Source organism: Synechococcus sp. CBW1002, from assembly GCF_015840915.1.
In the GTDB taxonomy this organism is placed as follows: domain Bacteria; phylum Cyanobacteriota; class Cyanobacteriia; order PCC-6307; family Cyanobiaceae; genus CBW1002.
The window spans coordinates 723,785-735,648 of record NZ_CP060398.1 but is presented as its reverse complement, the minus strand read 5'-3'; the positions used below and the strand labels follow the sequence as shown (position 1 = coordinate 735,648).

The window sequence follows — 11,864 nt, the reverse complement described above, 5'->3', positions numbered from 1 at the left end:
TCGGGCCGTTCAGCCAATGCCGGTGCGGCAGATGTCAAGCACATCGGCCATGGAGCGGATCTGATCCATGGTGGTGCGTAACTGGCTGGCGCTCATCAGTTCAACCCGCAGATCAATGCGGGCCGGCTTGTCGTAGGCGGTGCGCACCCGGGCGTCGCTGACGTTGATGCGGTGATCCGAGAGGCGGGTGAGGATGTCCTTGAGCACGCCCACCCGATCCAGCACCTCGATGCGCAGCTGCACGGGATAGCGGCGCTTGCCCTGATCGATGGCTGGGTTCCAGCGCACCGGCAACCGCCGCTCCAGGGGGACCTGGGCCACGTTGGAACAGTCCTGCCGGTGAATGGTGATGCCGTGGTTGCCCAGGGCCACACTGCCCAGGATCGGCTCGCCAGGCAGTGGACTGCAGCAGCCTCCCAGCCGGTATTCCAGACCCTCCACCCCGAGGATCGGACTGCCGGCGCCGCTGCCTGGCGCCAGGGGGACAGCGGTTGCCTGCGCCCCGACCCCGGCAGCGACCTGCTCATTGCTGAGCACCGGGGCCGCCGCTTCGGTCGCGAGCCGGATCTCCTCCCGCAGCCGGTTGAGCACCTGGTGCAGGGTGACCCCACCAAAGCCAAGGGCCGCCAGCAGGTCTTCGGTGCCGACCAGATTGCAGCGCCGCGCCACCCGGGCCATGGCCTCGCCATTGAGCAGGCCATCCAGTCCTTCGCGGCCCAGCTCACGCTCCAGCATGGCCGTGCCGCGCTGGATGTTGTCTTCCCGGTGGCTGCGCTTGTACCACTGACGAATGCGATTCCGTGCCGTGGGGGTGGCGACGAAATTGAGCCAGTCGAGGCTGGGGTGGGCGTTCTTGGCCGTGATCACCTGCACGAAGTCGCCATTCTGCAGCGGCGTGGCCAGCGGACAGAGGCGGTCATTGATCCGCACACCCTGGCAGTGATTGCCCACCTCCGAGTGGATGCGAAAGGCGAAATCCACCGCCGTGGATCCTTTGCGCAACCCCACGACATCACCCTTGGGCGTGAACACGAACACCTCCTCATCGAAGAGGTCTTCCTTGATTGAAGCCAGATAATCGCTGCTGTCCTCTCCCCCATCCTCCTTCTGCCAATCCACCAGCTGGCGCAGCCAGTTGAAGCGTTCGGTGTCGCCTCCAGTGGAGGCCGGTGACCCCCCTTCCTTGTACTTCCAATGGGCGGCGATTCCATATTCAGCCACCTGGTGCATATCACTGGTGCGAATCTGCACTTCGATCGGCCGATGCCGACCGATCACCGCCGTATGCAGAGACTGATAGCCATTCGGCTTGGGCAGACCGATGTAATCCTTGAAGCGTCCAGGGATGGGGCGGAAGGTGTCATGCACCACCGCCAGGGCCCGGTAGCAGGCTTCCAGGCTGGGGCAGAGGATCCGCAGGGCTGCCACGTCGTAGATCTCGTGGAACGCCTTCTGCTGACGCTCCATTTTGCTCCAGATGCCGTAAAGGTGCTTCGGCCTGCCGCTCACCTCGCAGTCCTGCAGACCGGCGGCGGCAAGACGATCACGCAACAGCTGCACCGTGACCGCCAGCCGCTGCTCCCGCTCGCTGCGCTTGGTGGCCACCTGCTGCTGCACATCCCGGAAGGCCTCCGGCTCAAGCATCTTGAAGGCCAGATCCTCCAGTTCCCACTTGAAGCGTCCGATGCCGAGGCGGTTGGCCAGGGGGGCATAGATCTCGCGGGTCTCGCGGGCGATGCGCTGCTGTTTCTCGGGCTTGAGCGCCCCGAGGGTGCGCATGTTGTGCAGCCGGTCGGCCAGTTTCACCAGCACCACGCGGATATCGCTGGCCATGGCCAGAAACATGCGCCGCAGGTTTTCCGCCTGGGCCTGGGTGTGGTTGGTGAAGTGGATGCCGCCCAGCTTGGTGACGCCCTCCACCAGGGCCCGCACCTCGGGGCCGAAGTGGGCCTCGATCTCCTCGGGGGTGACGTCGGTGTCCTCCACCACGTCGTGCAGGAAGCCCGCAGCGATCACCCCGGCGCTGGCACCGATGTCGCGCAGCAGATCCGCGACGGCGATCGGATGAATGATGTAGGGCTCGCCGCTGGCCCGGTACTGGCCATCGTGGAGCTGGTAGGCAAAGTCAAACGCCGAGGCCAGCAAGGCCTCGGCGTCCCTGGGACAGACGTCGCCCGCACCAGGGGGGACGTGCTCGATACAGCGTTGCAACCACTCGGGCAGGGGAACGCCGTAATCGGCCGGGCTGAGAATTCGCGGTCGCGCCGCCGCGGCTTCCACGGCCTCGGTCCTGTCCAGTGCCAGCCCTCCAACCTCCGCTGCAGCTGGCCCACCGGACCGCTTCGTGCCCGCAGCTGCAGCCTGGGCTGCCGTCCCTACAGGAGACATCGGTTCGGAGGCGGCCTTGGGCATGCATCCCCGCAATCCACTCCATGGTATGCAGCCTGCGACAGGTCGTAGAGGATCCGACAGGATCAGCGAGCAAGCTGGTGGACAAACAGGCCATGGTCGACGAGCCTTCTGCCCCTGCCGCACCAGGGCCATCAGCCCAACCGGTGTTGCGGATCGCGAACCTGGTGGTGCGCTATCCCCTCAGCGACCGCCCCACCCTGGATGGCCTCGATCTGAGCCTGGCACCGGGAGACCGCCTCGCCCTGGTGGGCCCCTCCGGCTGCGGCAAGAGCACTGTGGCCCGAGCCGTGCAGCAGTTGCTGCCCCAGGGCAGTCTCTGCAGCGGCCAACTGGAGGTGGCCGGGGTGGATCCGCGGCAGCTGAAGCGCCCTGCCCTGCGGCGGCTGCGGGGTGAGGCGATCGGCCTGGTGTTCCAGGACCCGATGACCCGGCTGAACCCCCTGCTCACCATCGGCGAGCACCTCAGCGACACTCTCGAGGCGCACCGTGCCCACTGGCTCACGGGGGCACCGATGGGCGCCTCCCGGCGGCGCCGGGCCGTGCGGCAACGGGCCGAAGCGCTGCTGACCCGTGTGGGTATCGGCGTGGAGCGCTACGGCAGTTACCCCCACGAATTCAGCGGCGGCATGCGACAGCGCCTGGCCATCGCCCTTGCCCTTGCCCTGGCGCCGAAACTGGTGGTGGCTGATGAACCCACCACCAGCCTGGATGTGGCGGTGGCGTCCCAGGTGATGGCCGAACTCACCAGCCTCTGCCAGGAGGCCGGCAGCGCCCTGCTGCTGATCAGCCACGACCTGGCGATGGCGGGCCGCTGGTGTGATCGCATCGCGGTGCTCGATCAGGGGCGGCTGGTGGAGGAGGCCCCCTCCCATCAGCTGCTCACGGCACCGGCCTCTCCCCTGACCCGCCGCCTGGTGAGCAAGGCCCGCGCCCGCGAAGGTCTGCGGAGCAGCGCCCCCGTAGACGCCCCGCTGCTGCTGGAGCTGGAGGAACTGCGCAGCTGGCATCCCCTGCCGTCACTGCCCTGGCAGCAGCGCTGGCTCAAGGCGGTGGACGGGGTGAGTCTGCGCCTGCTGGAGGGCGAAACCATCGGCGTGGTGGGGGCCTCGGGCTGCGGCAAGAGCAGCCTCTGCCGGGCATTGATGGGGCTGGCCCCGGTGCGGGGTGGCGCCGTGCGCCTGCAGGGGCGGGATCTGCGCCAGCTGGGCGGCAGGGAGCTACGGCGGGCCCGCCGGCGCATCCAGATGGTGTTCCAGGATCCGCTGGCCTGCCTTAACCCCCAGATGCCGGTTGGGGAGGCGATTGCGGATCCCCTGCTGATCCACCGCCTGGCCAGCCGCAGTGCAGCCCGCCAGCGGGCCCGGGAGTTGATGGAGGCCGTGGGGCTGACGCCCGCCGAAGACTTCGAGCATCGACGCCCCCGCCAGCTCTCGGGCGGTCAGCAGCAGCGGGTGGCGATCGCTCGCGCCCTCATCCTGGAGCCGAAGGTGTTGCTCTGCGATGAGAGCGTCAGCATGCTCGATGCCGAGGTGCAGGCCGACGTGCTGGCCCTGCTGCGCCGCCTGCAGGCGGAGCTGGGCCTGGGCCTGCTGTTCGTGACCCACGATCTCAGCGTGGCCAGCGGCTTCTGCCACCGGGTGATCGTGTTGGACGGAGGACGGATCGTGGAGGAGGGGCCGGGAGCCCAGCTGCTGCGGCATCCCCAGGCGGCGATCACCCGCATCCTGGTGGACGCCTGCCCCCGGTTGCCTGCCCTGGCGGCGTGATGGGCACTCCGGAACACGAAGGGGGCGATCGATCCCTGGCGCTGCTTCAGGCCCGCGGAGATCTGTTGCGGGTGCTGCTGCGCCCCCATCCCGTGTTGGTGTGCATGTACCCGCGGCTGCTGATGCTCTCCATCCAAAGTGGGTTGCGCGCCCAGACCGCCGCCCCGGGGCTGCGCATCACCGCCTCCCTGTCAGAAGCCGACGCCTTGGTGCGAGAGGCCGATCGGCCCCAGCTGATCCTGGTCACGGAGCTGCTGGCCGATGGCCCTGGGCTGGATCTGATCCGGCTGGCAAAGGCCCAGACCCTGGCGCACCGCTGTCTGCTGGTCCTGACCCACAACCGCAGGGCGCTGGTCGAGGCCGCCATCGAGGCCGGCACGGATGTGATCGTGCTGGAAGGCAGCATCGGGCAGGGGGGCGCATTCGTCTACGGCGTCGAGCGCCTCTGCCGTGGCGAAATCTTCGTGGACCCGGCGATCCGCGCCAGTCTTGAGACAGGCGAGGAGTCCCCTGAAGCGCCCGCTCCCGATGCGGGAAGCGGGCGCTGCACCCTGTCACCCCGCGAACTCTCGATCCTGGCGCTGGTGGCGCAAGGCCTGAGCAACAAGGAAATCGGCGCCCGTCTGCATATCGCCCCCAGCACGGCCCGCGATCACGTGCGCAACATCCTGCGGCGCCTGAGCGTCACCAACCGGGCTGCCGCGGCTGTGGAGGCCTTCCGGCTTGGCTATCTGCGGTGATGCCCGGCGGTCTCCTTGCCGGGCCACGTCCTCAGATTTCCGTCATTTGAAGGATTGAGGAGTTGCCAGCGCCAGACCTACATCGGAGCCATCTCCCGTGTCTCCCATGGCCCAGCCTGACACTCCTTTCCTCAGCAGTACGCCCGGTGTGAGCGTCGCCATCTCCGGCGACGTGTGGTGGAACGGTCTCACCGCTCAGCTGACCCTGACCAACACCTCCGCGGTGGCGCTGGAGGCGTGGAGCGTGGTGTTCGACAGCCCCCACCAACTGAGCGGCACGCCCTGGGGAGCCACGGCGGAACGGATCGACCTGGGCAACGGGCTCTGGCGCTACACCCTCACCGGCGCCGGCTGGGCCACCCGCCTGCCGGCAGGAGGAAGCGTCAGCGTGGGATTCAACGCCACCCAGGGACAGCCGATCGGCAACAGCGGCGCCCTCAACAGCTCCCTGCTGCTGGCGGCAGGCAGCGCCAGCCCGCCCGATCCCACGCCCACCCCAGACCCCATACCCTCACCCACGCAACCGGACCCGGCCCCGCGGGATGGACGGGTGTTCCAGGCCGATCCGGCCGGGGCGGATATCGAAGGCTTTGATCCCTCCCGGGACCGGCTCGACTTCGGTGACGTGTCGGTGCACAACCTGATCGTGGGCAAGACCGCCGCTGGAGACGCGACGATCATCAATCCCTGGGCCTGGACACCCGAGGACCAGGTGATCCGGGGCGTGGGCCTCGCCGACCTGAGCCCCGCCAATCTCGGCATCGTCGCCAACGAGCACCTGCGCCAGGACATCGGCGGAGCCCTCTCCTGGGAGAAGGGTGTGGGCGAGCGGGACGCGGACACCGTTTACGTGCGCTCCCATGAAACCGGCGTGCAGGAACGGGTCGAAGGCTTCGACCCCGCCACCATGAAGCTCAGCTTCCTTTATTTCGGCACCCGGGAACGGCTCACGGTGTCCGACACAGCGGAGGGTCTGCTGATCGCGGTGGAACCCACCGGCCAGAGCCTCCTGCTGGTCGGCATCCGCCGCGCCCAGCTGATCCCGGCCAACCTCGAGTTCCATAACGACCAGGTGGTGGAAGACCGGCTGGAGGATGCCTTCGGGGTGAGCGTGGATCAGGTGAGCCTGGTGAGCCGCGCCGGGCTGCTGACCCCGGAGGGGCCGGCCGGCCAGGTCACCGACGGACTGCAGAGCCGCAGGGGCACAGGCCTGACCCCGATCGGCGGTGATGCCTTCAACGGCAGCGCGGGTGGGCACGGTCAGGCGCACGACCACGACAGCCACGATCCCGCCGATCCCATGGACCCGATGGATCCCATGGATCCCAGCCCCCCGCAGACAGGAGGGAGCGGGACAACCACCCAACCATTCACGGTCAGCGTCGGCGGCAGCCGCTGGTGGAATGGCTTCACGGCCGAGCTGACCGTGGCCAACACCTCCGGCCAGGCCCTGCCGAGCTGGAGCTTCAGCTTCGAGACGGTGCATCGGATCTCCGGCGATCCCTGGGGAGCTGAGATTGAAGCCACTGATCTGGGTGGCGGCCTGACCCGTTACACCGTCAGCGGCCGCGACTGGGCCGCGGCGATCCCTGCCGGTGGATCCGTGACGGTGGGATTCAACGGCACCCAGGGCACACCCATTGGCAACTCCGGAACGCTGGATGCCTCGCTCCTGTTCAGCGAGGGCAGCATCCTGCCTGGCACGACGACGGGATCCGGCGAAACCCCCAATCCCACACCAGGGGGTGACGGGACTCCAGGCAGTCCTGCGGAGGACGGCTCAACCAGTGGGGTGGATGGCGGAACGACGGGCGGCGCCGATGCGGCGCAGGACTACGGCACGGCCCTTGGGCTCTCGTTTCTTTTCTATGAAGCCAACCGCTCCGGTGACCTCGATGAGGCCAGCAACCGGGTGCCCTGGCGCGGTGATTCCGGTCTGCGCGATGGTCGCGACGGCGTCTGGTTCGGTGATCGGCGTCCCGAGAACTTCCAGGCGGGTCTCAGCCTCGACCTGAGCGGTGGCTACCACGATGCCGGAGATCACGGCAAATTCGGCCTGCCACTGGACTCCAGTCTCTCCACTCTGGCCTGGAGCGGCATTCAGTTCAAGGAGGGCTACGCCGCTGCCGGCCAGCTTGACGAGCTCATGGATGCGGTGCGCTGGGGTACCGACTATCTGCTCAAGGCCCATGGCCGTGATGCCTCCGGTCAGACCACCTACCTGGTGGTCCAGGTGGGCGATGTAGAGGCGGACCACGCGCTCTGGAGCGCACCGGAACGCCAGACCATTGCCCGGCCAGCCATGGCGATCACCCCCGACAAGCCGGGATCCGATGTGGCCGGGGCTACGGCTGCGGCATTGGCTTCGGCCTCGGTGTTATTTCGTGAGAACGGCGAAACGGCCTATGCCGATGAACTGCAACTGCTCGACCATGCGATGGCGCTTCATGCGTTCGCGAATCGCTTCCAGGGCAAGTATTCCGACTCCATCACGGAGGTGCGCAGCTATTACAATTCCTGGAGCGGATACCACGATGAACTCGCCTACAGTGCCGCCTGGCTGGCCCGGGCTGTGGAAGCGGCCGGCGGAGATGGCAGCGACTATCGCAATCAGGCATTGGCCATTTATAGCTCCTCCATCGGTGGCCTCTCCAATGGATGGACGCACAGTTGGGACGATGCTTCCTATGCCACTGCCGTGATGATGGCGGGTGATACCGGCAATGCCGAGGTACGCCGCGATGTGGAGGACTGGCTGGACAGCTGGGTGGATGGTCGCAACGGCGTGACGATCACCGATGGCGGACTGCGCTTCATCAGCCCTTGGGGTTCCCTGCGCTATGCCGCCAACACTGCTCTGATGGCGGGATTTTACGCCGATGCGGTGATCGATCCGGAGGGGCGCTATGGACAGCTGGCGACGGACACGGTTGATTATATTCTTGGCGATAATCCCCGCCAGTTCAGCTACATGGTGGGCTACGGCGACGCCTATGCACAGCAGCCACACCACCGTGCCGCATCCGGGGTGAGTTGGGATGATTTTCGTAATGACCAGCCCAATGCCCATACTCTGGTCGGGGCTCTCGTGGGCGGGCCCAGCCAGGCGAGTGATTTCGCCTATGCCGACCGCCGTGATGACTACATCAGCAACGAAGTGGCCCTTGATTACAATGCCGGTCTTACCGGTGCCTTGGCCTTTGCCATCGGCCAGAACGTCAGCCTTGAGCTGGCCTGAGCCGTCTCAGCGTCGCCGCCGCAGCACCGCCAGCAGCTTGTCGAACACCTGCGGCAGCGGCGCCTCAAACACCATCCGCTCACGGCTGATCGGGTGATCGAGCCCCAGTTGCACCGCATGCAGGGCCTGCCCGGGCAGGTCCAGCGGCAGCTTGCGGCAACGGGAATAGACCGGGTCGCCAACGATCGGATGACCGATGTGGGCGCAATGCACCCGGATCTGGTGGGTGCGGCCGGTATCAAGCTTGAAGCGCAGCAGGGCGTAATCGCCCAGCCGTTCCACCAGGCTCCAGTGGGTGCAGGCATGGCGGCCGCTGCCGTCGTGCACCACCGCGTACTTCTTGCGGTCAGCCGGGTGGCGACCAATGGCGCCGATCACGGTGCCGTGATCGGCCGGGGGCACACCATGCACAACCGCCACATACTCCCGCGAGGCGATGCGCTGCTGGATCTGCACCTGCAGCTTCACCAATGCCTCCTGACTCTTGGCCACCACGATGCAGCCGGTGGTGTCCTTGTCGAGCCGATGGACGATGCCGGGGCGCATCTCACCGCCGATGCCGGGCAGATCGGGGCAGTGATGGAGCAGGCCATTCACCAGGGTGCCGTCCCGGTTGCCGGGGGCCGGATGGACGGTGAGGCCGGCCGGCTTGTTGAGCACGATCAGGTGGGCATCCTCGAAAAGCACATCCAGCGGGATGTCCTGAGCCACCAGGTAGGGCAGCAGTTCGGGCGGTGGCATCCACAGCTGCACCGTGTCGTTGGGCCGCAGGGGGGTCTTGGCGCGACCGGTGACCCCATTGACCCGTACGTAGCCGGCGTCGATGAACTTCTGAATCCGGGCACGGCTCTGCTCCGGCCGCTGAGCCACCAGCCAGCGATCCAGCCGCATCGGCAGGGGCTTCGGGTAGGTGAGCGTGAGCAACTCCCCCTCGCCTTCACCAAACGCGCTCATGGATGGGGCAAGGGCGGAGACGACGGCGGAACGGCAGGCCGGGCGTTGGTGGCACCGGTGCCGGCCACCGGCAGTTCCAGGGCGATGGCCCCCAGCACACCCTTGCGGAACTCATCCAGGAGGCGCTGGGCCATGCGGGCTGTATCACCGCTGGTGTGACGGGCGGCGGCGGCGGCCAGCCAGGCGGCGGCATCGGGTGCCGTGCCTGGCCCCGCGGTCGCGGTTGGCAGAGCCGGCACGGGCACGCCATAACGTTTCTCCAGCAGACCCACCGGCACGCCTGCCGCCGCCTGGGGCTCCAGGCCAGCCAGCAGGGTCACGAAGGCCAGGGCCACCGCTTCGCCGTCGTAGGCGGCCTGGCCGATGTCGTCACAGAGGGCCAGCCGCAGGGCCGCCAGCTGGTCATCGAGGCGGGGCGGCAGCACCCCCGGCGCATCGAGCAGGTCGAGATCCTGGCCGAGGCGCACCCAGCGCAGGCTGCGGGTGACGCCGGCACGGCGGGCGCTCTGCACCACCTTCTGACGCACCAGCCGGTTGATCAGGGCCGACTTGCCCACATTGGGGAAGCCCAGCATCAGGGCCCGCACGGGCCGGGGCTTCATGCCGCGACCGGCACGGCGGGCATTGAGGGCGTCGCCGGCCCGGATCGCCGCCTGTTGCAATTGCTTCACACCGGTGCCGGCCTTGGCGTCGCACCACCAGACCACAAGGTCGTGGGCGCGGAACCAGGCGGTCCAGGCCTGGCGCGCCTCGGGCGAGATCATGTCCACCCGGTTGAGCACGAGCAGGTGCTGCTTACCCCGGATCCAGCGCTGCAGGCGGGGATGACCCGTGGCCAGGGGGATGCGGGCATCCCGCACCTCGATCACCAGATCCACCTTCTCGAGGCTGGCGGCCAGAGATTTTTCGGCCTTGGCGATATGGCCGGGGTACCACTGAATCGCCGGGGCGGCAGCACTGAGCAGGTCGGTCGCCTGCATCAGGGCACCACCAGCACCGGACAGGGCGCCAGCTGGATCACCCGGGCGGCCGTGCTGGTGTGGTCGGTGTCAAGCGAGATGCCACGGGTGCCCATCACGATCAGATCGGCATTGATTTCATCGGCCACATCGCCGATCACGAAGGCGGGCTTGCCTTCACGCTCGATCACTTCGCAGGCCACGCCGGCCTGCTCAAAGCTGCTGCGCGCCTGGGCCAGCAGGTCATGCACCGCCTCCGAATCGTGCATCACACCCTCCTCGGATTCAACCACCGAGAGCACCACCAGGCGGCTGCCATGGCGCTGGGCCAGCTGCAGGGCCACGGTGGCCGTTTCCATGGTCTGGCGGCTCTGATCGATCGGAAACAGAACGGTGTCGAACATGGCAGTGGGCGCAGGGCTGAACGAACGGGAGGGAGAGAAAGAACAGGCGTCGGACGAGGCCGAAACCTGTCCTAGCCCCAGCCGGGTCGGTCAATCGACCGGAGCACTGGTGAGATCGCCGAACGGCGGCCCGCTAAGGTGCCGCCGCCGAAACCGAAGCGAATCTCGATGACGAAGCGATCCCTCACCAGCCTCAGCGCCGACGAACTCCGCGGTAAGCGTGTCCTGGTGCGGGTCGACTTCAACGTACCGCTTGATGACGCCGGTGCCATCACTGACGACACCCGCATCCGCGCCGCCCTGCCCACGATCAACGACCTGACCGGCAAAGGCGCCCGGGTGATCCTGGCGGCCCACTTCGGCCGTCCCAAGGGCCAGGTGAATGAAGCCATGCGACTCACCCCGGTGGTGGCCCGCCTCAGCGAGCTGCTCGGCAAGCCGGTGGTGAAGACCGACAGCTGCATCGGCCCCGACGCCGAGGCCAAGGTGGCCGCCATGGTCGATGGCGATGTGGTGCTGCTCGAGAACGTGCGCTTCTTCGCCGAGGAGGAGAAGAACGATCCCGAGTTCGCCGCCAAGCTGGCCGCCCTGGCCGAGGTCTACGTGAACGACGCCTTCGGCGCCGCCCACCGCGCCCACGCCTCCACCGAAGGCGTGGCCAAGATCCTCAGCCCCAGCGTGGCTGGCCACCTGATGGAGAAGGAACTGCAGTATCTGCAGGGCGCGATCGACGAGCCGAAGCGGCCGCTGGCCGCGATCGTGGGCGGCTCCAAGGTGAGTTCCAAGATCGGCGTGCTCGAGGCCCTGATCGACAAGTGCGACAAGGTGCTGATCGGCGGCGGCATGATCTTCACCTTCTACAAGGCCCGTGGCCTGGCGGTGGGCAAGAGCCTGGTCGAGGAAGACAAGCTGGGCCTGGCCAAGGAGCTGGAGGCCAAGGCGAAGGCCAAGGGCGTGCAGCTGCTGCTCCCCACCGATGTGGTGCTGGCCGACAACTTCTCCCCTGACGCCAAGACCCTGACCACGTCGGTGAATGTGATTCCCGACGGCTGGATGGGCCTCGACATCGGCCCCGATTCGATCCAGGCCTTCCAGGCCGCCCTGGCGGACTGCAAGACCGTGATCTGGAACGGCCCGATGGGCGTGTTCGAGTTCGACAAGTTCGCCGCCGGCACCAACGGCATCGCCCACACCCTCGCCGACCTCAGCGCCAAGGGCTGCTGCACGATCATCGGCGGCGGTGATTCCGTGGCCGCCGTGGAGAAGGTGGGCGTGGCCGACCAGATGAGCCACATCTCCACCGGCGGTGGTGCCAGCCTGGAGCTGCTGGAAGGCAAGGTGCTGCCCGGTGTGGCTGCCCTCGACGACGCCTGAGCAGCGGTCAGCCTGCG

The 11,864-nt window shown here is 67.5% G+C and carries 8 protein-coding genes; 4 read left to right on the top strand and 4 right to left on the bottom strand.

The annotated features are described in order from the left end of the window. Positions 1-9: 9 nt before the first annotated feature. Positions 10-2,412, bottom strand: a complete 2,403-nt coding sequence (locus H8F24_RS03455) for a bifunctional (p)ppGpp synthetase/guanosine-3',5'-bis(diphosphate) 3'-pyrophosphohydrolase (protein WP_231598073.1) — start codon at positions 2,410-2,412, stop codon at positions 10-12. Between the two features lie 92 nt (positions 2,413-2,504). Between H8F24_RS03455 and H8F24_RS03450 the strand changes: the two genes are divergently transcribed. The 3 genes from H8F24_RS03450 (at position 2,505) to H8F24_RS03440 (ending at position 8,156) form a co-directional block, all read left to right on the top strand. Continuing rightward, a complete protein-coding gene (locus H8F24_RS03450) occupies positions 2,505-4,178 on the top strand; it encodes an ABC transporter ATP-binding protein (RefSeq protein WP_197158370.1) in 1,674 nt (557 codons plus the stop codon). After that, the gene (locus H8F24_RS03445) at positions 4,178-4,918 is read left to right on the top strand and encodes a response regulator transcription factor (RefSeq protein WP_197170983.1); all 741 of its coding nucleotides are present in this window, start codon (positions 4,178-4,180) and stop codon (positions 4,916-4,918) included. The genes H8F24_RS03450 and H8F24_RS03445 overlap by 1 nt, the downstream gene beginning before the upstream one ends. A 106-nt stretch (positions 4,919-5,024) precedes the next feature. Continuing rightward, complete coding sequence (locus H8F24_RS03440) at positions 5,025-8,156, top strand: glycoside hydrolase family 9 protein (RefSeq protein ID WP_197158373.1); 3,132 nt, start codon at positions 5,025-5,027, stop codon at positions 8,154-8,156. A gap of 6 nt (positions 8,157-8,162) precedes the next feature. On the opposite strand, the gene H8F24_RS03435 is transcribed toward H8F24_RS03440, so the two are convergent. Genes H8F24_RS03435 through H8F24_RS03425 form a run of 3 tightly spaced genes read right to left on the bottom strand, consistent with a single transcriptional unit; the run spans position 8,163 to position 10,473 of the window. After that, positions 8,163-9,110, bottom strand: coding sequence for an RluA family pseudouridine synthase (locus H8F24_RS03435; protein ID WP_197158375.1), 948 nt, complete (start codon positions 9,108-9,110; stop codon positions 8,163-8,165). Next, complete coding sequence (gene ylqF / locus H8F24_RS03430) at positions 9,107-10,090, bottom strand: ribosome biogenesis GTPase YlqF (RefSeq protein WP_197158377.1); 984 nt, start codon at positions 10,088-10,090, stop codon at positions 9,107-9,109. The genes H8F24_RS03435 and ylqF overlap by 4 nt, the downstream gene beginning before the upstream one ends. Further along, positions 10,090-10,473: a universal stress protein gene (locus H8F24_RS03425; RefSeq protein WP_197158379.1), complete on the bottom strand. Its 384-nt coding sequence runs from the start codon at positions 10,471-10,473 to the stop codon at positions 10,090-10,092. Before H8F24_RS03425 ends, ylqF begins: the two co-directional genes overlap by 1 nt. Before the next feature lie 168 nt (positions 10,474-10,641). Between H8F24_RS03425 and pgk the strand changes: the two genes are divergently transcribed. Then, the gene (gene pgk / locus H8F24_RS03420; RefSeq protein WP_197158381.1) at positions 10,642-11,847 is read left to right on the top strand and encodes a phosphoglycerate kinase; all 1,206 of its coding nucleotides are present in this window, start codon (positions 10,642-10,644) and stop codon (positions 11,845-11,847) included. The last annotated feature ends 17 nt before the right edge of the window (positions 11,848-11,864 follow it).